The organism is Rubellimicrobium roseum (assembly GCF_006152145.1).
Taxonomy (GTDB): Bacteria; Pseudomonadota; Alphaproteobacteria; order Rhodobacterales; family Rhodobacteraceae; genus Rubellimicrobium; species Rubellimicrobium roseum.
This window is the reverse complement of sequence record NZ_VDFV01000028.1, coordinates 1-23,193: the sequence shown is the minus strand read 5'-3', so window position 1 is coordinate 23,193 and position 23,193 is coordinate 1. Positions and strand designations below refer to the sequence as shown.

The following is a 23,193-nucleotide window of genomic DNA, read 5'->3' as shown; positions in this document are numbered from 1 at the left end:
GCCATGGCCCTCCGAGTCACCCTCCGCCAACTGGAATACCTCGTCGCCGTAGGCGAGGAAGGATCGATCGCCCAGGCGGCCCAGCGGCTCCACATCTCAGCCCCGTCGATCTCGACCGCCGTCGCCCAACTCGAGGCCGAGCTCGGCGTCCAACTTTTCCACAGGCGCCACGCGCATGGCCTGGCGCTCACGCCCGGGGGGCACCGGATCGTCGGGGCAGCTCGCGACGCGCTCCGACAGGCCGAACGGGTCGTGGTCCTCGCCGCCGACCTGCGCTCCAGCGTGTCGGGCCCCCTGTCCATCGGCTGCCTGTCCAGCTTCTCTGCCCTGGTCCTGCCTGAACTGCGCGCCCGCTTCGAACTCCAGCACCCCGAGGTCGAGGTCCGGCAGGTGGAGGGCGACCACGCGGGCCTCATGGAGGGACTGCGGCAAGGCACCCTCGACCTTTGCTTGACTTACGACCTCGACGTGCCGCCCGGCATCGGGTTCGAGCCCCTCGCCCCCATCCCGCCCCATGTCGCGCTGCCCCCCGACCACCCGCTGGTCCGTCGCCCCGCCGTGACGCCCGCCGACCTCGCCGACCACCCGATGATTCTGCTCGATCTGCCCGGAAGCACCGCCTATTTCCTCTCGGCCTTCGGACCAGAGGGCCTCGCTCCCCGCATCGCGGAGCGCACGCGGGACATGGCGCTTGCGCGGTCCATGGTCGCCAACGGCTTCGGCTTCCTTCTGGTGAACGTCCGGCCGGCATCCGAGCTCGCGCCGGACGGCAAGCCGCTGGTCTACCGCCCGCTCTCGGGGGGGCCCCGCGCGCTTCGCCTCGGGATGGCGCGGCTCCAGGGGATTCGCCCCACCCGCGTCACCGACGCCTTCGAGGCCCATTGCCGCGCGCTCGTCACCCCGACGTCGATTCCGGGCGTCCGGACGGACTGATCGGTGGGGCCGTTAACCTGCCATCCAAAAATTCCGTGCCATAACGGAAGGAATGCCGCACATCGTCAGGCCTCCTGCCAAGACCTCGCCGCCCGCCATGTCCGCCATTGCCGTGTCGGCACCCAGGCCTCGCCTGCCCCGGCCCGGCTCCGCCTCAGGCGGCGTCCGGTATCTGGTCGAGCCCGGCCTCCAACCGATCAAGCAGCCGCGAAAGCATGGCGTCGCAGCGGGCGATCTGTTCCTCGGTGGCGTATTCGTCGGGCTTGTGCCCCTGTGCCATGGAGCCCGGGCCGCAGATCACCGTGGGCACGCCCAGCCGCTCGGAGAAGAGCCCGCCCTCGGTCCCGAAGGCCACCTTGATCGTCCCGTTGGCACCCGTGAGCGACTGCACGAAGCGCACGGCCCCGGCATCCGTGGGCGTCCCCAGGCCCGGATAGGAGAACAGCTCCTCGATCGCGATGCTGGCCTCCGGCGCGTGGGTGCGAGCTGCCTGGGCGATGGTTGCGGCCTCTGCGCGCAGATCGGCTACGAGCGCGGAGAGGTCGTCTTCCACCACGTTGCGAATCTCGAAGTCCAGAATGCAGCGGTTCGGCACGATGTTGAGCGCGACGCCCCCGTCGATGCGGCCCGCATGTACGGTCGTGTAGGGCACGTCGTAGTCGGCGTCCCTCGACCCCTCGCGCTCCAGCCGCTCCTGCAACGCGCGGAGCCGGGACAGGAGATCGGCCGCGAGGTGGATGGCGTTGAGGCCGAGCGGGGCGAGGGCGGAATGCGCCTCTCGCCCCGTGCAGGTGGCCCGAAGCGCGATCTTGCCCTTGTGCCCGGTGGCAACCTGCATGGACGTGGGCTCCCCCACAATGCAGAGGAGGGGGCGCTGCGGGGCCTGGGAGAGCATCCCGATCAGGGAGCCCACGCCGAGACAGCCCAGCTCCTCGTCATAGGACAGCGCGAGGTGCAGGGGCGTGCGCAAGGGGCGATGCGCGGCGTCCAGCACGGCCCGCAGCGCGCAGGCGACGAAGCCCTTCATGTCCGCGGTCCCGCGTCCGTAGAGGCGCCCATCCCGCCGGGTGAGCGCGAAGGGTGGTACGGTCCAGGCCTGCCCCTCCACAGGGACGACATCGGTGTGCCCCGACAGCATGACCCCGGCGCGGTCGGCGGGGCCGACCGTCACGAAGAGGCTCGCCTTGCCGCCCGAGGCATCGGGCAGGATCACCGGATCTAGCCCCGCCCCGCGCAGGAGTGCCGCCACCTCGTCCACCAGGGCGCGGTTCGGATTCCGGCTCACGCTGTCATGCGCCAAAAGCCGGGCGAGGATGTCGAGGCTGTCCATTTTTCACGCGCCGTACTTGATCCAGACCGTCTTGAGCGCGGTGTATTTGTCGAGCGAATGCAACGACAGGTCCCGCCCGAAGCCCGACTGCTTCATGCCACCGAAGGGTGTCCCCACCGAAAGGGCATCCACCGTGTTCACGGATACGGTGCCTGCATGCAGCGCATCTGACACCCGCAGCGCGCGGCCCAGGTCATCGGTCCAGACCGAAGCAGCGAGGCCATAGAGCGAGTCGTTCGCCATCCGCACGGCCTCCTCCTCCGTGTCGAAAGGGACCACGGCCAGCACCGGCCCGAAGATCTCCTCCCGCGCCAGTGGGTCGTCGGGGCGCACATCCTCGAAGATCGTGGGAGCGACGAAGCAGCCGCGGCCATCCACGCTCACCCGCTCCCCCCCGGTCACGAGGCGCGCCGTCGCGCGGCCTCCCTCGATGAAGCTCATAATTTTCCGGGTCTGCCGCTCGTCCACGATGGCGCCCATGCGCGAGGCGGGGTCGAGCGGATCGCCGGGCTGGGCCGCCTCTGCGCGCTCCACCAACTTCTCGACGAAGGCGTCGCGGATGGATCGCTCCACGTAGAGCCGCGAGTTGGCCGAGCAGACCTCACCCTGGTTGAAGAAGATCCCGAAGGCCGCCATGTCCGCGGCCCGGTCGAGGTTGTCGCAATCCGCGAAGACGAGGTTCGGGCTCTTGCCCCCCGTCTCGGGCCAGACCGGCTTGAGGTTGGACTGGCCCGAATACTGCATGAAGAGCTTGCCGGTGGCGGTGGACCCCGTGAAGGCGAGGCAGTCCACGTCCCCATGGAGGCCCAGCGCCCGGCCGGCGGTCGCGCCGAGTCCCGGCACGACGTTCAGCACGCCCTCCGGCACACCGGCCTCGGCGGCCAGCTCCGCCAGACGCAATGCCGACAGGGGCGACTGCTCCGCGGGCTTGAGCACGACCGAGTTCCCGGCGGCGAGCGCCGGCGCGCATTTCCAGGTCGCCATGTCGAGGGGGAAATTCCAGGGCACCACCGCCCCCACGACCCCCAGGGGCACCCGCCGCACGAGCGCGAGGTCTCCCTGCCCCGTCGGCGCGACCTCGTCGTAAAGCTTGTCGATGGCTTCGGCATACCACTGGAAGATGCCAGCCGATCCGGGCACGTCGATGGTCGCCGCATCCTTCACCAGTTTGCCCATATCGAGCGAGTCGAGCAGGGCCAGCTCCTCGAGGTTGTCGCGGATCAGCCCGGCGAGCCTCAGCAGGACCCCCTTGCGGTGGGACGGCGCGGCGCGAGACCAGACGCCGGAGTCGAAGGCCCGGCGCGCGGCGACCACCGCCCGGTCAACGTCCTCCGCCTCGCAGGCAGCGACCTGGGCCAGCACCTCGCCGGTGGCCGGGTTGATGCTGTCGAAGGTGCCGCCCCCTGCTGCATCAACGAAGCGACCTCCGATGAAGGCCCGATGGCGGAAGCGGAGCGCCTGGGCCTTGGCCTTCCACGAGTCGTGAGAATGGTCGAGCATCGGAACCTCCTTGGGTCAGGCCGGGGTGAGGGGCACGTGGGGCAGCAGTTCCGCGATCTCGCGCCGGAACGACAGCGCGTCGCCACGATCCGGCTCGTCGAGCTCCTCGGCGTAGCGGCGGCCCGCGTAAGTGGCCCAGGCGATGGGCCCGGGCGCGGCGGCATCGCCGATCAGCTTCACGCTTCGAATCCCGGCCCCCGGCCAGTCGAGCGCCCGCACCGCATGGTAGAGGCCGTCCTTGGGCAGCCGCGAGGTGACCATGACCACCGCGTCGGCAGCCAGGACGCTCTCGCTCCCCGTATAAGTGCAGGCCAAGATCGCCCGGTCGGGGCCGACGGACAGCGGGGCCCTCGACAGGTGCAGCGTCACGCCGATCTCCAAAAGACGGCGCTGGATCGTCGGCTGCTCCAGCGTGTTGCGCGTCCAGTCCGCGACGATGGCCGCCGGCGTGACGAAATCGACCGCGCAGCCCCGCGCAACCAGCATCTCGGCCAAAACCGAGCCCATGTAGAAATGGTCGTCGTCATACAGCATCACCCGCCCGCCGGTAGGTCCCTGCCCCGCCATGAGGTCGTCGGGCGTGTAGACCGGTAGGGCCGGGTCGGTCGGGATGGGGGCGAGGTGAAACCGCGCGACCGCATCGCGCCGCCATTCCGCGCCCGTAGCGATGGCGACGTGCTCGCAGCCCAGGGACAGCACGTCCTCGGGTGTGAGCGCGCTTTCGAGGTAGATCTCCACATTCGGCATGGGCGTGATCTGGCCCGTCCGGTAGTCGGCCACGCGGCCCCAGGCGGACAGTCCAGGCAGCCGCCGCTCGCGCGCCACCCGTCCGCCCAAGGCTGAGGAGGCCTCGGCCAGTGTCACACGGTAGCCGCGCCGTCCCAGTTGCATGGCCGCTTCCAGCCCCGTGGGACCCGCGCCTACGACAAGCACGGTTTCGGACACACCCTTGGGCCGCACGCGGTCAGGGTGCCAGCCTTTTCGCCATTCCTCCATGAAGGCGGTGTTCTGCGTACAGCGCGAGATGCCGCCCGTCATATCGCCACTGACGCAGATGTTGCAGCCGATGCATTCGCGGATGTCATCGAAGCGGCCCTCCTCGATCTTTCGGGGAAGGAACGGGTCCGCGATGGAGGGCCGTGCCGCGCCGATGAAGTCGAGCACGCCGGAGCGGACCTGCCGCACCATCTCGTCGGCACTGGTGAAGCGGCCCACTCCCACGACTGGCCGCGTGGTAAGAGCCTTGATCCCGCGGACCAGATCTTCTTGCGCGGCCTCGGGCTTGAAGCGCGACGTTCCGGAGCATTGCTCCCAGGTGCCGTGGGCGAGGTCCCAAAGGTCTGGAAGGTCCCCGTGCATCTCGATGAAGTCTCGAAGCTCGGCGTTGGAGAAGCCCATCGCGCCAGCCTCGTGCAGGGAGAGGCGAAGCGTAACGGCCAGCGCGCCCTTAGTCTCCTCCCGGGCGTCCTCGACGATTTCGCGCAGGAAGCGCGCCCGGTTCTCGAGCGAGCCGCCGTATTCGTCTGTCCGCTGATTGGTGGCGCGGGACAGGAAGTGCTGGAGGATGCCGAAGCCGTGCGCCCCGTAGAAGCAGACGAGGTCGAAACCGGCGGTCTGGCTCCGGCGGACAGCGTTGCGGAACCAGCGGCGGATGTCGCGGATGTCCTCCCGGTCGATGGTGCGCGCCTGCACGGGATCGGCGGTGAAGGTGAGGATCGGTCCGCCGCTCACGGCCAAGGGCACCTCGCGCGAGTAAAGGTTGGGTCCGTTGACACCAGAATAGGCCAGCTGGACCCCGGCCAGCGCCCCGTGGCTCTTCATCGCGTCGGCCATCCGCGCGAGAGCGGGAATGTCGCGATCCTCCCAAAGGTGCTGCTCGATGAAGGGGGTGATCTCCGAGGTGGGGTGGATCTCGGTCTGCTCGGTGAAAATGACGCCCCAGCCGCCCTCGGCCTTGGTCCGGCGCATCTCGGCCACGGCGGAGGGGTCGCGGTAGCCGCCCCCGTTGCAGTGGGGCACCTGGTAGAAGCGGTTCTTCGCGACCTTCGGGCCGATGCGGATCGGCTCGAACAGGATGTCGTAGCGGGTGTCGCGGCTATCCTTGGGCATCGGGCATTCTCCTTAGATCAGCGGCCTGGGTGGACAGGCGCGACAGGTCGGCATCGGGGATCTCGGCCACGAGGAGCGCCGGAGTCTCGCCCGCCTGGGCCAGGATCTCCCCGTGCGGTCCGACGATGAGCGACCCGCCGGTGTAGCGGAGGTCTCCTTCGTCGCCGCAGAAGTTGGCATATGCGATAGTGACCCCGTGGTTTGCAGCCATGGCCGGGACGGTGTGGCGGACGACGTGGACGAAGGGGTGCATGTTCGCCGTGGGGACAAGAATGACCTGCGCCCCGCGCGCCGCGAGCTCCGCGATGTGGGGCGCGAACTCCACGTCGTAGCAGATGAGCAGCGCCGCGCGGACGCCGCCGAGGTCGAACGTGGCATAGCCCTCGCCCGGCGCATAAATCGTCTTCTCGCGGGCGCCATAAAGCTGAATCTTGCGGTAGTTGGCGACCTCGCGCCCTTGGGCGTCGAGGGCGAGGGCGCTGTTGCAGAGACGGTCGCCGTCGCGTTCGGCATAGCCTACGACGAGGCCGCAGCACGCGGAACGGCAGGCGTCGGACAGGCGTCGGATCGCGGCCGCGTCACGGGCCAGGGCGGCGGCCGGGATGTCGGGCTGGTTGTAGCCGGGAAAATAGACCTCGGGCGCGACAAGGGTGGCGGCCCCCATGGCCCCCGCCGCGGCAAGGGCCGAGGTCAGGCGACCGAGCGCGGCCTCCGTGTCGCCCAAGGGGGAGCGGTCCTGCCAGATGGCGATCTTCATGAATCCTCCATCGAGGGTCGAAGCCCCTGCCGTTGTGGCATCAGAGAGCGCCGGGACCGGAGGGGTCCCGGCGCGGTTCGGCTCACTGTTTCAGGTTGGTCCAGATCGCGTCATAGGTGGCCTGGGTGGTCTCGTCGCAGGCCATGACGAAATCGCCTAGGTTCACGCTCTCGGGCGGGTTGTTCTCCGGCGAGTCGCGGATCGCGGGGTCGGTGAACTCCTCCGCGCCCAGCACCCCGGCCTGATAGGCGGCATAGCTCGTGACCGCGCCCGCGTTCTCCGGGTCGAGGAGGAAGTTCATGAACCGGAGCGCGTTATCGCGGTTGGGCGCGTCCCTGAGGAGGACGACGTTGTCCATCCAGATCACCGACCCTTCCTTGGGGAAGGCGTATTCGATGTTCGCGCCCTCGTCCCGGGCCTTGGTGGCGAAGCCGTTGTAGATCATCCCCGCCGCCGCATCACCCGAGACCAGAACCTCCTTGGAGGTGTCCGACCCGAAGGACGCCCAGTGCTGGCGCGCCTCCTGAAGCATGTCGTTGAGCGCCCGGAGCTGGTCGCGGTCCTGCGTGCATTGGGGGATGCCCAGATACATGGAGGCGAGCGCCAGAACCTCGCCCTGGCTGTCGAGCACGTTGATGCGGCCCGACAGCTCCTCCGGCGGATCGAAGATGATGGACAGGGAATCGATGGGCCCCTGATACACGTCGCGGTTCACCGCAAAGGCCGTGAGGCCCCACTGGTAGGGGATGGACGAGGTTCGGCCCGGATCGAAGGGCACGTCGATCCATTGCGGGTCGATGTTGCCGAAGTTCGGAAGCTCCTCGGGCGTGAAGGTGTCTGCGAGGCCCTGGTTTCGCAGGATCTCCACCATGTAGTCGCCGGGCACGGCCACGTCGTACTCGCCCAGTCGCCCGGCTTTGAGCGCGGCGAGCATGGCCTCGTTGCTGTCGAAGGTGTCGACCGTGACGTCGATGCCCGTCTCGGCCTCGAACTTCTCCACCAGCTCCTGGGGGATGTATTCGAAGAAGATGTAGACCTTCAGCTCCTCCTGGGCCTGGGCGGCCGAGGCGAGCGCCGAGAGGGCGACGGCCCCGAGAAGTCGTTTCATGCGCGATCTCCTTGCTGAACGAGGGTCTTCTGCCCCCTGCGGTTGATGAGGTAGCTGAGCGTGACGAACAGGATCGAGACCACGAGGAGCATGGTCGAGATGGCCATGATGTTGGGCTTGAGCCCCTGCTTGACCGATCCGAAGATGGCGGTCGGCAGCGTCTCCATCCCCGCGCCCTTGACGAAGTTCGTAATGATGAAGTCGTCGAGCGAGATGATGAAGGCGAGGAGGTAGCCCGACACGATCCCGGGCGCCATCAGCGGCAAGAGGATCAGGCTGAAGGCCTGCCAGCGGGACGCGTAGAGGTCGCGCGCCGCCTGCTCGTAGGTCCCCTCGATCCCTTGGAGACGCGCCGAGATGGGAAGGTAAGCAAAGGGGATGCAGAACGTGACATGGGCGATCAGCACCGTGAGGTAGCCGGTCTCCAGCCCGATGGTGGAAAAGAAGATCAGCGTGGCGACCGCGATGACGATCTCGGGTACCATGAGCGGCAGGTTGATGAGGGCGAAGGTCCCCGCCTTCCCCCGGAAGCGCCCGCCCCGGACCATCGCGACCGCGGCGGCCGTGGCGATGACGGTCGAGACCGTGGCGGCCATGAACGCGATGGTGAGCGAGTTCCAGGTGGCCATGCCAAAGCGCTCAGCCTCCTCCCCCGTAAAGACGTCGGCGTACCAGCGGAGCGAGAACCCGCCCCAGGTGGTGAGAGAGGTCGAGCCGTTGAAGCTGTAGATCCCCACCACGATCATGGGCGCGTAGAGCACCAACAGGCAGCCGAGCGCGATGGCGGTGAAGCCCGGGTAATGACGCACACCCTTCATGCCGACCGCTCCCGCGTCACCGACCGCGCGTAGGCGACCAGGGCGATCAGGACCAGCGTCATCAGGATGACCGCCACGGCTGCGCCGAAGGGCCAGTTCCCCTGGCTGCCCTTGATCTGCTCGTCGATGAGGGAGCCGATCATGAAGGTCTTGGCCCCTCCCAGGAGGTCGGGCGCAAGGAACGCGCCAAGCGACGGCACGAAGACGAGAAGGCACCCCGCGACGATGCCGGGCTTGACGAGCGGGAGCACGATCTCCCTCAGGGTCGTCCAGCGGCTGGCGTAAAGGTCGGCCGCGGCCTCCGACAGGGCGAAGTTGTAGCGCTCCACGGCGGCGTAGATCGGCAGCACCATGAAGGGCAGGTAGCTGTAGAAAAGACCAAGCTGCACCGCGAGATTGGTGTTCACCACCGGCAGCGGCGCGTCAACGAGACCGAGGCTCATCAGGCCCTGGTTCAGGGGCCCGGTATCGCGCAACAGGAACCGCAGCGACACCGTGCGGATAAGCAGGTTCACCCAGTAGGGCACGGTTATGAGGAACAGCCATACGCCGCGCGAGCGGGCGGGCCGCGTCGCGATGAACCACGCCGTCGGGAACCCGACGAGGAGGCAAAGGACAGTCGCGATGACCGCCTGCCAGATCGACCGCCAGAAGATGGAGATGTAGGCCCACTGGAGGCGGGGAGCCTCGTCCCCGAACAGGCCGCGGTCGAAGAAGAACTGGTCGTACGCAGAGAGAGAGAAGGTCCAGTCCACCCCGCCCCGGAACTCACGGGTCAGGAAGGAATAGAGCGCCATGACCCCCACTGGCAGGACCATGAAGACGCCGATCATCGCCCAGGTCGGCAGCAGGAGGGGGACGAGAAGGCTCCGCTCGCCCGGCCGTCGCGCCGCCATCAGTCGGCCAGAAGGCGCGCAGCGCCTTCCTCCAGATGTAGGCCGACCCGCGTGCCGGGCGCGGGCACCGCGACCCGCGCCGAGTTCTGGAGCCGCACGTCGAAGGCCGCCCCGCCGTCGAGCCGGGTGATGATCTGGAGGTCGGTGCCGAGATACACGACCCGCTCCACCGTGGCCTCGATCTCGCCGCCCTGGGACGCGATGGCCAGCCGCTCGGGCCGGATCGACAGGTGGTGCCGCCCGGCGGTGCCGGCGGCGGCGGGACAGGCGATCCGGTGCCCGCCCGGCAGGACAACGCGGGCCATGCCCCCCTCCACGGCTTCGACTTCGACCTCCAGAAGGTTCGTCTCGCCGATGAAATCGGCCACGAAGCGGTTCACCGGCGCCTCGTAGATCTCACGCGGGGGGCCGACCTGCTGGACACGACCCGCGCTCATCACCGCGATCCGGTCCGACATGGTCAGCGCTTCCTCCTGGTCATGGGTGACGAAGACGAAGGTGATACCCGTCTCCTCCTGGAGCTGCTTCAGCTCCACCCGCATCGCCTGACGGAGCTTGAGGTCCAGCGCCGACAGCGGCTCGTCGAGGAGGAGGACCTTGGGCTCCGGCGCGAGCGCTCGGGCCAGCGCGACCCGCTGCTGCTGCCCGCCCGACAGCTGCGACGGCAGGCGGTCGGCAAAGGCCAACAGGTGCACCATCTCCAGCATCCGTCCCGCGCGCTGGCGGCGCGACGCGAGGTCCATGCCCTTCATCTTGAGCCCGAAGGCCACGTTGTCGATGACCGACATATGGGGAAACAGGGCGTATTGCTGGAACACGGTGTTCACGGGCCGCCGGTTCGGCTCCCGCCCCGAGATGTCCTCTCCGAACAGGAGGATCTGCCCCTCGGTGACATCCTCGAAGCCCGCGATCATCCGCAACAGCGTGGTCTTGCCGCAGCCCGACGGTCCCAGCAGCGTGAAGAACTCGTTGTCCCCGATCTCGAGCGTCACCCCATGGAGCGCGGTCGTCGCCCCGTAGCGCTTGACAACTTGACGAAGCTCGATGGCGGCCTTCATGCTACCTCATACCCCCTGTTCTGGGCGTTCCCAGAGGTACGAGATTGATCGAGGAGGTATATACCCCTCGGGAGGTATACGGGATGAAGGCGCTGCCCAACTCGGCCGAGCGTCAGTTGGCCGAGGTCGTGCGACGGCTGGGCCGGACGGGGTTCGAGAGCGCCCTATGGCACTTCTTCTGCCGATGCGTGGCGCCCGACAACATCATCATCCTGGCCTACCGCGACTCGGCCTCGCCTGAGATCCTGTACCGCCATTCCACGAGCCCGGAGGTCTTTGCCCGGATCGAGACGATCTTCCTCGACGGGGCCTACCTTCTCGACCCGTATCACGAACTGCACCTGAACCATGTGCCCGCCGGGCTTTACCGGCTGACGGACGTGGCGCCTGACGCCTTCCACCGCAGCCGCTACTTCGTTGAATACTACCAGCAGACAACGCTTCTCGATGAGTTGAGCTACATTGCCTACCCCGCGCAGGACGTGTCGCTGTTCATCTGCCTCGGGCGTGATGCGTCCTCGGGCCGCCCCTTCTCCCCTCGAGACATCGAGGTTTGTCACAGGCTCGCGCCGCTTGTCGTCGCTCTCGCGGAGTCGCATTGGGAGACGCTTCCCATGCAGTCCGCGCCCCGGCCGGACGTGGCCGCACAGCTGATACAGGCACTTCGGACAGTGCATGGCATTCATCTGTCGCCCCGCCAGGCCGAGGTCGCCCTTCTGATCCTGCGGGGACATTCCACTGCCTCGATCGCCTTGAGGCTCGATGTCGCGGCTCAGACCGTGAAGGTCTTTCGTAAGCAACTCTACAGTCGCTGCGGCATCAGTTCTCAAGCCGAGCTGTTCTCGCTCCTTCTCCCCCTGCTCGCCGATAGATCGTAAGGCGGAGAAGGGCAGTTATCTTCCAAATGGCTCCTCTCGTCTGTGTCGAACAAGTTTGCGGCGAATTCCCTTGAACAGGTGCACAAGGTACGGCACACGTTGAGACACATCGTCGGAGTCGCACGCGGAATCGGGCGAAAATCCTGCTGACTCAATTGCTTTCGGGGTGTCGGTCCGGCCCCTACCGCCGGAGCCATAGACTTACCAAGCTATTGAGATGGCTGTGCTCTCGCTCCTCGGAGTAGGAGACCCCCTCTCATTTGTACATCCCGGTGCACTCCGCGATGCACATGCTGGTTCACAGGGCGGATGAACATGTGGTCAATGCGTCCCAAGGAGACGCATCTCGAACGACGTGGCGCCGTCTTCTGCTGGCACAGTCACCGACCCCGTTGCGGTCCGGGTTGCTTCAAAGCTCCGTTGAACGGGACTCCATCGACGCTTTTTGTCTCGTCTTCTCCCTTCGAACGGATATCCCGCACGATGCGAGCGTCCTGGCGCGCTGTCTCACCCCACCCTGAATCGCGCCCGAGATGTTCCAGAAGCCGATCGTGGCCACGAACAGGACCGTGACAAGTTTGGGAGCAAGTTAGCATCAGGTTCTTTTAAGCTGCTGACCAAGGCAGCCGCTTAGGCAGGCTGAGCGGGCGCCAGCGCCTTGACGCGCGTTCCGGGTCGAGAAGCTCGTTCTCGGCTAGGACCTCCTCTTCAAGGGCATTCAGTTCCGGCGGCTTGAAGGGCACAAGGGAACGCCCATCGGAGCGCAGCGCCTCGATGGCGCCGATGAGGAAGCCACCAGCTTGCGCCAACGCGACCTCCACATCATCAGGACGCACACCGAGGTGCTCGGCCAGGAGATCGGCCCGGAGCGCCGCTATGTGCCGGCGCCGGTTGGCCCCGTCCGGGTCGCCCGGCCCGACCTCGACCGTCAGGTCGCATTCAGTGTCGAAGCCCATGGAGCGGTTGTTGAGGTTGGAAGACCCCACCCGCAGCAGCCGGTCGTCCATGATCACCACCTTGGCATGGACGTAGATGGGCGTGCCGCCCTTGGCCACCGGCGTGTAGAGGCCGAAGCGACCGTAGCGGTCAGCCCGCCGGACCATCCGCAGCAGCTTGGCCCGGGCCGAGCCCATGGCCTCCTCCTCGAGCCAGCCCTGGGCGGAAAGCGGGTTCACCACCACGATTTCCGGCCCGTCCGGCTCGCGCAGCCGCTCGGCCATGGCTTCGGCGATGCGGCGAGAGGCGAAGTACTGGCTCTCGATGTAAAGATGCCGTCGCGCGGACTTGACGATATCTAGGTAAAGCGCCTCGATCTCGCGGACCCCGTCCCGCCCGTCATAGTCCGGCGCGGAGCGCGAGATCCCCACCTCGACATCCTCCAGCGTTGGAACAAGCCCCTCCGGCCAGATCGGCGCGGTCGGCGGGGGCGGTGCGACCTCCTCGCCGCAGGCCCTCCTCCAACGCTCCCGGGCGAGGTCGCCCAAGGCGCGGGCGGCGTCCCCGTCCACTACCGTGGTGACGTCGTGCCAGGGCGGAAAGCGCCATCCCAGGGTGGGGCTGACGCGAAGGGGATCGTGATCTTGGTGCGCTGGGGTGTCCCACCGGCCGGCCGTCATGTCGATGCCGCCGCAGAAGGCCAGCACGTCGTCGATCACTACGATCTTCTGATGATGGGCCGCCCCGGCCGGGTGAGCGTGGTCGAGCTGGAGCCGGACCCGCTTGCTCGACACGAGGTCGGCAACCCGCAGCGGCGTGGACCCCCGGCCGAGCGCCAGCAGCAGGCCCACATCCCATTCCAGCATATGGATCTGAAGATTGGGCCGGTTCCGGACCAGCCAGCTCAGGAAACGTCCCAGGCGGTTGGGCACCTCGGAGTGGCCATCGGCTCGGTCAAGCTCGATGCGGGTGTCGAAGTCCCAGCCGATGAGCAGCAGACTGTGCCGGGCCTCCTGGGCGACGGACCGGAAGGTCGCGAAATAGTCGGCGGCATCGACGATCACGCGAAGCCGGTCGGCGTGCGCGATACGCCAGCAGGTGTCGCCGGGGCGCAGTATGTCCGAGGCGGGCCTTGCGTCTACGCCATCTCCGTCCAATCAGGCACTCCCTTCAGACCCTCGCACCAAGCCTGCCCGCTGTGACGCCGGTCGGCAATCCAGAACGAGGCGCGCCCATCGCGTGCGAACTCGCCAGGACCTTGACGGGTCCGTGTGCCAGCCTCAGCCGCGCTAAAACTTGGGCACGAACACGATCAGCACTGTGATGAACGCCCGCCGCCCAAGCAGCATAGCGAAGGACAGTAGCCACTTGGCGCCATCTAGGAGCGTGGAGAAGTTCCCCGCCGAACCGCTAGTCTAGCCCAGGCCAGAACCCACAACGGCCAGCGTCGTCGCCGCTCCGCTGGCGCTTGTCAGGAAATAGAGGCCCAAGCCCATCAGCGAGACCGTCAGCAGGCTGTAGCAGACGAAGAAGAGTGCCAGGAATGCCACCACGGACCCAACCAGGTCCTCGGGCAGCGGGCGCCTTGCGTATTTCTTCGCTACAAGGGCGCGAGCAGGCAGGAGCAGCAGGAAGTGGCGCCGGAGCAGGATCCACATCACCTCGAACCGGAAGATCTTCATGCCGCCGATGGTGGAGCCGGTGCAGCCCCCTAGGAAGGTAAGCACGAAGAACGCCGCGACGCCGGCATCCCCCCATAGGCTGTAGTCCGTCGTGGCGTATTCGGTCGTTGTCACCACCGAGACCGTGTTGAAGGCTGCGTGGCGCGGGGCGTCGGCCGCGCCATGCTGCCCCGTGGCGACGAGTCCGATCGTCAGCCCCGCGACGACGATCACCAGCACCGTGAGGAACGTGCGGACCTGCTGATCCCAAAGCGCCGCTCCCTCCTCCCGCAGGAGGCGCACGTAAAGGACGAAGGGGGTGCTGCCCGTCAGCATGACCAGGGTGGGCACCCAGTGCAGGGCCGGGAGGTCCCAGTGACCCAGGGAGTTGTCGGAGGTGGAGAATTCGGCCGCGGACACGGTACTCAGGGCGTGAGCGCTGGACTCAAGGTGGTCATCCCGAGGAGGCGGTAGCTCGACGTGTAAAGCAGGGTAGCCGAACATAGACGCCAAAGATCGCGAGGGCGATCTGCTTCACCTTGGGCATTACCTTCTCGGAGCGGTCCGAGCTCTCGGTCCGCAAGAGCTGCCAGCCGCTTACGCCAAGCGTCGGCAGGATCGCGAGCGCCACGGCGATGATCTCGATGCCGCCCATCCACTGGAGCAGGGCGCACCAGAGAAGGATGCCGGGGGGCGCATGGTCGAGCCCCACGAGAATCGTGGCACCCGTCGTGGTCAGGCCGGACATGGCTTCGACGACGGCGTTATTGGCGTTGCGCTCGAACTGAGAGTGGTCGGACAGAAAGAGCGGCAAGGCCCCGAAGAGCGCCACGGCGGTCCAGCTCAGCGGAGTGATCCGAAAAGCCTGCCAAAGATTGAGGCCGGGCGTGATCGTCCGTTCGCAACCTCTGCGCTTCGCGAGCAATGAGGCGAAGAGGTTGGTCTCGTCGTCGCTGGTGACGGCCACGAGGGTCTCGGCGTCGCCGACATTGGCCTCCCCCAGAACCTCACGGTCGAGAGCGTTGCCCTGAAGGATCACCACCGAGGAGCCGAGTTCCCGCGCGATGAACTCGGCCCGAGGACGGCTCGCCTCGATCACTTTGAGCGACGCGACACCGAAGCGGCGCCGGATCTGCTGGGCAAGGTTCAGCCCGACATTGCCGCCGCCGCCGACGATCACGATGCGATGCGCGATCTGCTCCTTGTGGCCGAAGGCGTCCATGAACCCGGCCAAGGCCCCGGGGGTAGTGACCACGAACACGTCGTCGCCACGCTCGATGATGTCGTCTCCGGTGGGAACGAAGGCGCGCCCCTCCCGCGCCAGCGCCAAGACCACTACGTGGGCGTCGAGGAAGCGTCCGGGAAGGTCGCGGATTCCGTGGCCAGAGGCGCTGCAGGTTTCGGTGTTGCAGTGGATACCCAGGAGCTGGACGCGCCTGTCCGCCAAAGCGACCACATCGAACGCCCCCGGCGTCCTCAGCCGCTGCATGATGCCGTTGGCCACCTCCAGCTTGGAGGAGATGATGACGTCTATAGACAGTTGGTCGCTGGCGTAGAGGTTCCTCCAGATCGGGCGAGGTCGCCGTTGTGCCGCACACGGGCGACGCGCCGCTTCACCGAAAAGAGCGAATGGGCGACCTGGCAGGCCACCATGTTCAACTCGTCCGAGCGCGTGACCGCGATCAGCAGGCCGGCGTTCTGAGCGCCGGCCTTCTCGAGGACGCCTGAATGGGAGGCACGGCCCACCACGCTGGTCACGTCGAAGCTCTCGGCGGCGCGGCGGGCCGGCTCCGCAACATTGTCGATGACGGTAACGTTGGCACCTTCGAAGGCGAGAGGCCGGTCAATGGTCGTGCCCACCAAGTCGACGTAACTGTCGCCGCCCTGCCCCGGTCATTTGATCCTTGACTATTGATCTATATCCACAAGGATGAATGGAAAACGGGGAGGAGCAAGACATGGCCGAAATCGTGCTGACCAATGTCTCCAAGAGCTATGGGGCCGTGCCGGTGATCGACGACGTGTCGCTCGCCATACGCTCGGGCGAACTCGTGGTGTTCCTTGGACCGTCAGGATCGGGCAAGTCCACTCTTCTCCGCATGATCGCCGGCCTTGAAACGATCGACTCGGGCACGCTCACCATCGGTGGGACGCGGTGCGAGAGCCTGCCTCCCGGCCAGCGGGGTGTGGCGATGGTCTTCCAGAACTATGCGCTCTACCCCCATATGACGGTGCGTGAGAATCTGGCATTCGGACTGCGCAACGTCGGGATGGCTTCGGACGAGATTGCGCGCCGGGTGGGCGAAGCGGCGCGGATTCTGGAAATAGGGCAACTCTTGGACCGGCGCCCGGCCCAGCTCTCGGGGGGGCAGCGGCAGCGGGTGGCGATCGGGCGCGCCATCGTGAAGGAGCCGAGGGCATTCCTTTTCGATGAGCCACTGTCGAACCTCGACGCGGCGTTGCGCGTGCGGACGCGGGTCGAACTGGCGGAACTCCATCAGCGGATCAGGTCCACGATGATCTATGTGACCCACGATCAGACCGAGGCCATGACGCTGGCGGACCGGATAGTAGTCCTCAACGACCGCCGGATCGAGCAGATCGGGACGCCGATGGAAGTCTACTCGCGTCCCGCCTCGCGCTTCGTCGCGGGATTCGTCGGCAGTCCCGCCATGAACTTCATCGACGTGACGGTCGAGCGGCGGGGCACGGATCGTGGGGCGGTCCTGCCGTCCGGAGTGCGGCTGCCCCTCCACGTCACCGTCGCCGAAGCCGGTCGCTACCAGCTCGGCATCCGCCCCGAGAGCTTGCGGGTCACCCCCGCCGGCGGCGATCTCCAGGGCGAGGCGACCGTGGTCGAACGCCTGGGCGACCGGACCCTGGTCCATGTGCGCCTGCCGGATGGGGCCAGCGTGACGGCCCAGGACACGGGCCGCTCCTCCCTTGCCGCGGGCGCGCATGTGGGGCTGGAGATCGACCGGAGCGAAGTCCACCTTTTCGATCAGGCTGGGCGGGCTTGGCATGCGGAACCGGCTGCCGGCTCCCTGGCCATGGCCTGAAACCATGGGGGGCGTGGGTGACGCCCCCCTTCTTTCCGCTTCAACCCTTAATCCTTCAGCCCTTTATCCCGGCTGACAAAGTGATCGCCTGCGTGACGCGCCGCTGGAAGATCAGATAGGCGAGCGCCACCGGCAGGCCGGCCAGGACGGCCGCGGACAGCTGGCGGGCGTAGTAGACCCCGAAGGCGTCGTTCACCTGCGTGATCCCTACGGTGATGGTCATCTCCTCGGTCCGGGTCACCGCAAGAAACGGCCACAAGAAGGCGTTCCACGACCAGATGAAGGTCACGATGCAGAGCGCCGTGGTCACCCCCCAGTTCATGGGGATGTAGACGCGCGTGAGGATCCGCCACTCCGAGGCGTTGTCCATCACGGCGGCCTCCCGGAACTCCTTGGGAACGCCGTCGAAGAACTGCTTGTAGACGATGATGACCACGGGGTGGATCAGCTGCGGAAGGATGATTCCGGCCCAGGTGTTCAGGAGCCCGAGGTTTGCCACGAGTTCGAAGTGGTTAATGATGAGGGTCTGGGTCGGGACCATGAAGCTCGCCAGGATGAGCCACCAGAGCGGCTGGCGCAACGGGAAGCGCAGTTGGGAGATGGCATATCCACACAGGAGCGACGAGCTCACGGTCAGGATCATGGTGCCGAACGCCGTGCCCAGCGAGTTCAGATACCAGTTCCCGATCTGGGTCTCGAAGAGCGCGAAGCGGTAGTGCTCGAAGGTGAGGGTTTCGGGCCAGAGTTCGACGGCGGCCCGGACGGTCTCGTTCTCGGGCTTCAGAGAGGTCACGACGGCCCAGTAGATCGGGAAGGCCCAGATGACCGCGGCCACGACGGTGAGGATGGACAGGATAGCCCCGGCGACGTTGAGCCGTTGGATCCGCTGCAAGGGCGCGATGCCCTGGGCTGGCAGTGCCGTCATTGCGCCCTCCCGCGGCTCATCCGCACGAGCTGGAAGTTGAAGACCGACACGATCACCACCATGACGAAGAGGACCACCGCGATGGCGGCGGCGCGGCCGCCCTGGTCGCTTTGGAAGGCCCGCTGAAAGATGTAGTAGACGAGGACGAGGTTGTCGTTGGGGCGCCCGCCGGTCGAGAACAGGTAGACCTGGTCGAAGATCTTGAGTTGAAGGATGAGCTGGATCGTCAGCACCAACGCCGTCACGGGCCAGATGAGCGGCCAAGTAACTCGCCGGAAGGTCGTCCACCGGCCCGCGTTGTCGAGGGCGGCCGCCTCATATATCTCGGCCGGAATGGCCCGCAGGCCGGCCAGGAACAGCAGGATCGAGAAGCCGCAGGTCCACCAGACCGTGACGAGCGCCACGGCGGGCATGAACCAGGCCGTCGACTTGAAGATCGGCACCCGTTGGATGCCCAGGAGGTCGAACAGGTGCATGGCGATCCCGAACTGGAAGTTCAGGGTCCAGTCCCAGATCAGGTAGACCACGGAGACCGGAAGGATGTAGGGGAGGAAGAAGAGCGCAAGCACGAGCGACTGGAAGCGGCCCTTCAGCCGGTCAACGGCAAGCGCGATCGCCAGGGCCACGAAGGTGCCCGGGATCACGCTGAGGACCACGAAGTATCCCGTGTTCCATAGGGCCGTCTGGAAGCGACGGTCCCCAGGCAGCCGGGCGTAGTTCTCGACGCCCACGTAGTCGCCCTGCCCGATCAGCGGCGCGTCCGTGAAGCTCAGCAGGAACATCTGGATGGTCGGGTAGATGAAAGCCAGCCCGTAGATGGCCGCGAAAGGCGCGACTAGGACCAGGGCGATGAGCGCTTCCTTCTTGGCATTCCGGAGCATGTGCGGCTCTCCCGGCGGCGAATTGGGTCCGGGGCGCCGGAAGGGCGCCCCGGGGCTTCGCTCTTACATGTCGTTCAGTTCGTAACGGATTTCCTCGACGGCCTCGGCCGGGTCCATCTCGCCGTTGAGCGTTGGCACGAAGTAGGTGGACATGACATCGAAGATCGGTCCCGCGACCCCGGCGAGCGGCGTCTTGGGATCAAAGATCATGTTGGCCGTCAGCGACGAGTAGGTCGCGTTGGGCTGCATGGCCTTGTAGTCCTCGGACTGCGTGACCGGACCATAGGCAGGGATATGCCCCGCGGTTGCCCAGAACAGCGAGTTCTTGGCCATCCAGCCCATCACCTCGAGCACGGCGGCACGCTTTTCGGGCGACATCTCCACGCCCTGGTTGGCGGGTATCGCGAAGGCGTGGCTGTCCGCATAGGTCGCGGGATGGTCGAAGATCACGGGAAGCTCGACGGCGCCCCACTCGAACAGGTTGCCGGCGGCCTGCGCGTCCATCATCGTCGGGACTTCCCAGACTCCGTTAATCATCATCGCGGCCTCGCCCGAGGTGAAGAGCGCGACGGTGGCGGGGTAGTCGGTGTAGGTGGACTGGAGCCCGGCCTCGGTCCATTCGGCCAGGACGGAAAGCGCGTTCTGCAGCTTCTCTCCGTTGTCGCCGGCGAGGAACTCGCCGTCCGTCAGCAGTTCGCCGTCCTGCTGGGCCATGAGCGAGTAGATCGTGCGGAACATGAAGTTCCCGTCGGCGGTCACGCTCGCCATCGGAAAGGCTACGCCGTGATCCTTGAGCGCTTGCAGAGTTGCCGTGAACCCTTCCCGCGAGTCGAGACCCATGGGTAGTCCATCTTCTGTCAGGAGTCCCGCTTCCGCGAGGACGTCCTTGTTGTAGTAGAGGACGATCGGGTGGGTGTCGAAGGGCACCGCGTAGATCTGCCCATCGACGGTTGCAGCCTCCAGGGTCGCCGGGTCGTAGTCGGACGGAGAGAGGCCCATCGCCTGCCAGTCCGCTTCCGTGATCGGCTGAAGCACGCCCTGCTCCACGGCGAGCGGGATTCGGCTCGCGTGGTAGGTCATGATGTCCGGCGCCTCGCCGACGGCCGCTGAGGTCTGGACCTTGGAATAGAACGGCGTGCCCCATTCGAGCGTGGTGGCATCGATCGCGATCTGGCCGTCGTGCGCGGCATTGAAGTCGTCGATCAGCTGCTTCATGCGCACGCCGTCGCCGCCGCTCAGGAAGTCCCACCAGACCACGGTCTCCTGCGCGGCGGCAGGTCCCGCCACCACAAGCGCAGCTACTGCGGCCGCGCCGAATCTCGACACTGCGTTCATGCTTTCCTCCCGTTGTTGCGGCACTTCGCCGCCTTGTTGCGAGCACTGTAGCCGCTCGGTCGCCATTCTCAACAGTTTTCGTGCTACATACTGATCTGCCCGGTTCGTAGCCTGCTCCGGTCGCTTATCTGCGGACCAAGAGGCGCTTTTAGTTCCTTGCCTGCTCACGCCGCGTTGAATGCACCAAGAAACCTGCTAGCGTCACCCACTGAACCAACTGACGTGAAGGACATGGCCATGGCCCGCGATTTCCTCATCGTGGACCCCGAGGAGGACCAGCTGGTGCTCAGGGCCTTCGCGTCCCCGGCCCGCGCCCGCATCCTCAAGCTGCTACGCTCAGGCCCCTTGAACGTGAATGAGATCTCGGCGGCGACTGGCTTGCCGCAGTCGAGCGTCTCGGCCAACATCCAGATCCTTGAGGATGCCGGCCTCGTACGGTCCGAGAACCAGCGCGCGCGCAAGGGCACCCAGAAGCTCTGCCACACGCTCTTCGATGAGGTCCTGGTCACCTTCAAGGACGCCGGCCAGCCGACGAATTCCGACACCATCGAGACCGCGATGCCGCTTGGCCTCTACACGAGCTGCCACGTCAGCGCGCCTTGCGGCCTTTGCTCGCCCCACGGCGTGGTCGGCTTGCTCGACGTGCCCGACAGCTTCCTCGATCCGGGTCGGATGGGTGCCGCGCTCATCTGGTTCATGCGCGGTTATGTCGAATACCAGTTTCCCAACAATGCCAGGATCTTGGGCGGGGAGGTCGCCGTCTTGGAAGTATCGATGGAGCTGTCGTCGGAGGTTCCGGGGACTTCCCCGAACTGGCCCTCCGACATCACGGTCTCCATCAACGGGGTCGAGATCGGGACGTGGACCTCGCCCGGGGACTTCGGCGACAAGCGAGGGGTCTACACGCCCGACTGGTGGAAGCTGAAGGGAAGTCAGTACGGGATGCTCAAGAGCTTCCGGGTGACGCCCGAGGGGTCCTTCGTCGACGGGATGAAGATCTCTCCCGTCAGCATAAAGGACCTGAGCCTGTCGGATCACCGCTCGATCAGGCTCACGGTCGCGGTCCGGGAAGATGCCCGGCACCCGGGCGGCATCAACATCTTCGGGCGCGGTTTCGGAAATTACGATCAGGACATCCTTCTGAGGCTCATCCGGCGCCGCTGACGAAGACGGAGCTTGACCACTGCATCCCTCCTCCGGATAAGTATCGACCAACACGATACGAATAGTGCGCCAAGATGCGCGGCGGGAGGATACAAAGATGAACGTCAGGGTTGGGGCCCGTAGCAGCGGGACCGCGGCGGAAGGCGATGCGTTGACGGCGCGTGTCACGGTGCATCGCGACTATACCATTTCGCGCATCGATGACCGGATCTACTCGGGCTTCCTCGAGCACCTAGGGCGCGCCATCTATTCGGGCATCTATGAACCGGGGCATCCGACGGCCGACGCCCAGGGTTTCCGTGGAGATGTGGCCGAGCTCGTGCGGGCGCTCCAGATGCCGTTCATCCGCTATCCCGGCGGCAATTTCGTGTCCTCCTACAACTGGGAGGACGGCATCGGCCCCCGCGAAAGCCGCCCCACGCGGCTCGACCTCGCCTGGCACACCTCGGAGTCGAATGCCGTCGGGATCCACGAGTTCATGGATTGGTGCGAGCTTGTCGGGACCAAGCCCATGCTCGCGTTGAACCTCGGCTCGCGGGGGCTCGACGAAGCCCGCAATTTCGTTGAATACGTGAATGGACCGACGGGCGCCTATTGGGGCGATCTTCGCAAGAAGAACGGTCGCGCGGAGCCATGGAATTGCCAACTCTGGTGCCTCGGCAACGAGATGGACGGGCCTTGGCAGATCGGTCAGAAGACCGCCGTCGAGTACGGGCGGGTGGCGGGCGAGGTCGCCAAGGCGCTCAGGGCGTTCGACAAAAAGCTGGAACTCGTGGTTTGCGGGTCCTCTAAGCCAGACATGCCCACCTATCCCGAGTGGGAGCGAATCACGCTGGAGCACACCTACGACACGGTGGATTACCTCTCGCTCCATATGTACTCACAGAACAAGGCCAAGAACACGGCCGAGTATCTGGCGCTGAGCTCGAAGCTCGACACCTACATCGCCACCATCCAGTCGGTCATCAACGTCGTGAAGGCCAACAAGCGCTCCAAGCGCGAGGTGGCCATCTGCTTCGACGAATGGAACGTCTGGTACCACTCCCACGAACAGGACCGCTCCATCCTCGAGGGGATGCAGGGCTGGCCGCATGCCCCCCGCCTGCTCGAGGACATCTACAACTTCGAGGACGTGCTGCAGGTGGGGCTCACGCTCAACACCTTCATCCGCCGCGCGGACGTGGTGAAGATCGCCTGCATCGCGCAGATCGTGAACGTAATTGCCCCGATCATGACCGAGCCCGGCGGCCCCGCCTGGCGGCAGACCACCTACTGGCCTTTCCTGCTCACCTCGCTTTATGGGCGTGGCACGGCCCTGCAACTTGCCGTCGATTCGCCGAGCTACGAAACGGAAATGGCTGGAGAGGTGCCCTATCTCGACGTGGCTGGGGTGCTCGATCAAGGTGAGAAGGTCGTCACCTTCTTCGCCGTGAACCGTCATCCGTCCAAGACGCTCTCGGTGGACCTCTCGCTTCAGGGCTTCGGGACGACGGCCCGGGTGATCGATCATCAGGTCATCGCCCATCCGGACCTGCACGTCGTGAACAGCGTGGAGCGGCCGAACGAGGTCGTGCCCCGGCCCGGACAGGGGGCTGTGGTCGAGGATGGCATCGCCCGCGTCGACTTGCCGCCTCACTCCTGGCAGATGTTACGGGTCAGCGTCTAAGGCACTGCGGTGGACTGAGGCGGCCTGTGTCGGTCCATCGCTGTTTGCGTAGTAGAGGCTCGTTTTATGGCAAGGCTTCGATCAGTAGGTCGGCGAGAGCAGCGTCGGCTCCGCTCCCGCGCGGGTGCCGAGCAGCAGATCAAGTGAGGCCGCGCAGCTCCTCGGGCAGCAGCTCCTCG

General features: G+C 66.2%; 20 protein-coding genes. 5 read left to right on the top strand and 15 right to left on the bottom strand.

The window, feature by feature from the left end:
• The first annotated feature begins 3 nt into the window (after positions 1-3).
• Positions 4-933 carry a LysR family transcriptional regulator gene (locus FHG71_RS15545; RefSeq protein WP_139082620.1) on the top strand — a complete coding sequence of 310 codons (930 nt, stop codon included), beginning with the start codon at positions 4-6 and terminating at the stop codon, positions 931-933.
• Between the two features lie 154 nt (positions 934-1,087).
• On the opposite strand, the gene argE is transcribed toward FHG71_RS15545, so the two are convergent.
• From argE to FHG71_RS15505, 8 genes are all read right to left on the bottom strand, one after another.
• On the bottom strand, positions 1,088-2,263 hold the full coding sequence (argE, locus tag FHG71_RS15540; RefSeq protein ID WP_139082619.1) for an acetylornithine deacetylase: 1,176 nt from the start codon (positions 2,261-2,263) through the stop codon (positions 1,088-1,090).
• A gap of 3 nt (positions 2,264-2,266) precedes the next feature.
• Positions 2,267-3,763 carry an aldehyde dehydrogenase gene (locus FHG71_RS15535; RefSeq protein WP_139082618.1) on the bottom strand — a complete coding sequence of 499 codons (1,497 nt, stop codon included), beginning with the start codon at positions 3,761-3,763 and terminating at the stop codon, positions 2,267-2,269.
• Between the two features lie 15 nt (positions 3,764-3,778).
• Entirely contained in the window at positions 3,779-5,872 is a 2,094-nt protein-coding gene (locus tag FHG71_RS15530) for an oxidoreductase (protein WP_139082617.1), read from the bottom strand.
• Positions 5,859-6,629, bottom strand: a complete 771-nt coding sequence (locus tag FHG71_RS15525) for a nitrilase-related carbon-nitrogen hydrolase (RefSeq protein ID WP_139082616.1) — start codon at positions 6,627-6,629, stop codon at positions 5,859-5,861. Before FHG71_RS15525 ends, FHG71_RS15530 begins: the two co-directional genes overlap by 14 nt.
• An 82-nt stretch (positions 6,630-6,711) precedes the next feature.
• Positions 6,712-7,737, bottom strand: a complete 1,026-nt coding sequence (locus FHG71_RS15520) for an extracellular solute-binding protein (protein ID WP_139082615.1) — start codon at positions 7,735-7,737, stop codon at positions 6,712-6,714.
• On the bottom strand, positions 7,734-8,555 hold the full coding sequence (locus FHG71_RS15515; RefSeq protein ID WP_139082614.1) for an ABC transporter permease: 822 nt from the start codon (positions 8,553-8,555) through the stop codon (positions 7,734-7,736). The genes FHG71_RS15520 and FHG71_RS15515 overlap by 4 nt, the downstream gene beginning before the upstream one ends.
• Complete coding sequence (locus tag FHG71_RS15510) at positions 8,552-9,451, bottom strand: ABC transporter permease (RefSeq protein ID WP_139082613.1); 900 nt, start codon at positions 9,449-9,451, stop codon at positions 8,552-8,554. Before FHG71_RS15510 ends, FHG71_RS15515 begins: the two co-directional genes overlap by 4 nt.
• Positions 9,451-10,509 carry an ABC transporter ATP-binding protein gene (locus FHG71_RS15505; protein WP_139082612.1) on the bottom strand — a complete coding sequence of 353 codons (1,059 nt, stop codon included), beginning with the start codon at positions 10,507-10,509 and terminating at the stop codon, positions 9,451-9,453. Before FHG71_RS15505 ends, FHG71_RS15510 begins: the two co-directional genes overlap by 1 nt.
• A gap of 83 nt (positions 10,510-10,592) precedes the next feature.
• Between FHG71_RS15505 and FHG71_RS15500 the strand changes: the two genes are divergently transcribed.
• Positions 10,593-11,387 carry a response regulator transcription factor gene (locus tag FHG71_RS15500; protein WP_139082611.1) on the top strand — a complete coding sequence of 265 codons (795 nt, stop codon included), beginning with the start codon at positions 10,593-10,595 and terminating at the stop codon, positions 11,385-11,387.
• Between the two features lie 605 nt (positions 11,388-11,992).
• On the opposite strand, the gene FHG71_RS15495 is transcribed toward FHG71_RS15500, so the two are convergent.
• The 4 genes from FHG71_RS15495 to FHG71_RS15480 form a co-directional block, all read right to left on the bottom strand.
• Positions 11,993-13,480 carry a phospholipase D-like domain-containing protein gene (locus FHG71_RS15495; RefSeq protein ID WP_139082610.1) on the bottom strand — a complete coding sequence of 496 codons (1,488 nt, stop codon included), beginning with the start codon at positions 13,478-13,480 and terminating at the stop codon, positions 11,993-11,995.
• Positions 13,481-13,738: 258 nt separating this feature from the next.
• A complete protein-coding gene (locus FHG71_RS24600; protein ID WP_139082609.1) occupies positions 13,739-14,488 on the bottom strand; it encodes a potassium transporter TrkG in 750 nt (249 codons plus the stop codon).
• Positions 14,439-15,473, bottom strand: coding sequence for an NAD-binding protein (locus FHG71_RS24595; RefSeq protein ID WP_139082608.1), 1,035 nt, complete (start codon positions 15,471-15,473; stop codon positions 14,439-14,441). The genes FHG71_RS24600 and FHG71_RS24595 overlap by 50 nt, the downstream gene beginning before the upstream one ends.
• A 41-nt stretch (positions 15,474-15,514) precedes the next feature.
• The gene (locus FHG71_RS15480) at positions 15,515-15,844 is read right to left on the bottom strand and encodes an NAD-binding protein (RefSeq protein ID WP_218014109.1); all 330 of its coding nucleotides are present in this window, start codon (positions 15,842-15,844) and stop codon (positions 15,515-15,517) included.
• 98 nt (positions 15,845-15,942) lie between these two features.
• On the opposite strand from FHG71_RS15480, the gene FHG71_RS15475 reads away from it, so the two are divergent.
• Positions 15,943-17,043 carry an ABC transporter ATP-binding protein gene (locus FHG71_RS15475; RefSeq protein WP_139082606.1) on the top strand — a complete coding sequence of 367 codons (1,101 nt, stop codon included), beginning with the start codon at positions 15,943-15,945 and terminating at the stop codon, positions 17,041-17,043.
• 55 nt (positions 17,044-17,098) lie between these two features.
• Here the strand turns inward: FHG71_RS15475 and FHG71_RS15470 are convergent, their stop codons facing one another.
• The 3 genes from FHG71_RS15470 to FHG71_RS15460 form a co-directional block, all read right to left on the bottom strand.
• On the bottom strand, positions 17,099-17,968 hold the full coding sequence (locus tag FHG71_RS15470; RefSeq protein ID WP_139082605.1) for a carbohydrate ABC transporter permease: 870 nt from the start codon (positions 17,966-17,968) through the stop codon (positions 17,099-17,101).
• Positions 17,965-18,849, bottom strand: coding sequence for a carbohydrate ABC transporter permease (locus FHG71_RS15465; RefSeq protein WP_139082604.1), 885 nt, complete (start codon positions 18,847-18,849; stop codon positions 17,965-17,967). The genes FHG71_RS15470 and FHG71_RS15465 overlap by 4 nt, the downstream gene beginning before the upstream one ends.
• 63 nt (positions 18,850-18,912) lie before the next feature.
• Positions 18,913-20,184: an extracellular solute-binding protein gene (locus FHG71_RS15460; RefSeq protein WP_139082603.1), complete on the bottom strand. Its 1,272-nt coding sequence runs from the start codon at positions 20,182-20,184 to the stop codon at positions 18,913-18,915.
• 237 nt (positions 20,185-20,421) lie between these two features.
• On the opposite strand from FHG71_RS15460, the gene FHG71_RS15455 reads away from it, so the two are divergent.
• Together FHG71_RS15455 and arfA are read left to right on the top strand one after the other, a co-directional pair.
• Positions 20,422-21,348 carry an ArsR/SmtB family transcription factor gene (locus FHG71_RS15455; RefSeq protein ID WP_139082602.1) on the top strand — a complete coding sequence of 309 codons (927 nt, stop codon included), beginning with the start codon at positions 20,422-20,424 and terminating at the stop codon, positions 21,346-21,348.
• Positions 21,349-21,499: 151 nt separating this feature from the next.
• Positions 21,500-23,014 (top strand): arabinosylfuranosidase ArfA, encoded by a 1,515-nt coding sequence (gene arfA, locus FHG71_RS15450; protein WP_139082601.1) that lies wholly within the window; start codon positions 21,500-21,502, stop codon positions 23,012-23,014.
• The last annotated feature ends 179 nt before the right edge of the window (positions 23,015-23,193 follow it).

What these genes read in the sequence shown, in the direction of transcription:
- FHG71_RS15515 (WP_139082614.1), bottom strand. Translation starts at nt 8,555, where the DNA reads ATGAAGGGTGTGCGTCATTACCCGGGCTTCACCGCCATCGCGCTCGGC.
- FHG71_RS15535 (WP_139082618.1), bottom strand. Translation starts at nt 3,763, where the DNA reads ATGCTCGACCATTCTCACGACTCGTGGAAGGCCAAGGCCCAGGCGCTC.
- FHG71_RS15530 (WP_139082617.1), bottom strand. Translation starts at nt 5,872, where the DNA reads ATGCCCAAGGATAGCCGCGACACCCGCTACGACATCCTGTTCGAGCCG.
- FHG71_RS24600 (WP_139082609.1), bottom strand. Translation starts at nt 14,488, where the DNA reads ATGTTCGGCTACCCTGCTTTACACGTCGAGCTACCGCCTCCTCGGGAT.
- FHG71_RS15475 (WP_139082606.1), top strand. Translation starts at nt 15,943, where the DNA reads ATGGCCGAAATCGTGCTGACCAATGTCTCCAAGAGCTATGGGGCCGTG.
- FHG71_RS15465 (WP_139082604.1), bottom strand. Translation starts at nt 18,849, where the DNA reads ATGCTCCGGAATGCCAAGAAGGAAGCGCTCATCGCCCTGGTCCTAGTC.
- FHG71_RS15470 (WP_139082605.1), bottom strand. Translation starts at nt 17,968, where the DNA reads ATGACGGCACTGCCAGCCCAGGGCATCGCGCCCTTGCAGCGGATCCAA.
- argE (WP_139082619.1), bottom strand. Translation starts at nt 2,263, where the DNA reads ATGGACAGCCTCGACATCCTCGCCCGGCTTTTGGCGCATGACAGCGTG.
- FHG71_RS15525 (WP_139082616.1), bottom strand. Translation starts at nt 6,629, where the DNA reads ATGAAGATCGCCATCTGGCAGGACCGCTCCCCCTTGGGCGACACGGAG.
- FHG71_RS15505 (WP_139082612.1), bottom strand. Translation starts at nt 10,509, where the DNA reads ATGAAGGCCGCCATCGAGCTTCGTCAAGTTGTCAAGCGCTACGGGGCG.
- FHG71_RS15455 (WP_139082602.1), top strand. Translation starts at nt 20,422, where the DNA reads ATGGCCCGCGATTTCCTCATCGTGGACCCCGAGGAGGACCAGCTGGTG.
- FHG71_RS15500 (WP_139082611.1), top strand. Translation starts at nt 10,593, where the DNA reads ATGAAGGCGCTGCCCAACTCGGCCGAGCGTCAGTTGGCCGAGGTCGTG.
- FHG71_RS15510 (WP_139082613.1), bottom strand. Translation starts at nt 9,451, where the DNA reads ATGGCGGCGCGACGGCCGGGCGAGCGGAGCCTTCTCGTCCCCCTCCTG.
- FHG71_RS15545 (WP_139082620.1), top strand. Translation starts at nt 4, where the DNA reads ATGGCCCTCCGAGTCACCCTCCGCCAACTGGAATACCTCGTCGCCGTA.
- FHG71_RS15520 (WP_139082615.1), bottom strand. Translation starts at nt 7,737, where the DNA reads ATGAAACGACTTCTCGGGGCCGTCGCCCTCTCGGCGCTCGCCTCGGCC.
- FHG71_RS15460 (WP_139082603.1), bottom strand. Translation starts at nt 20,184, where the DNA reads ATGAACGCAGTGTCGAGATTCGGCGCGGCCGCAGTAGCTGCGCTTGTG.
- FHG71_RS24595 (WP_139082608.1), bottom strand. Translation starts at nt 15,473, where the DNA reads ATGCAGCGGCTGAGGACGCCGGGGGCGTTCGATGTGGTCGCTTTGGCG.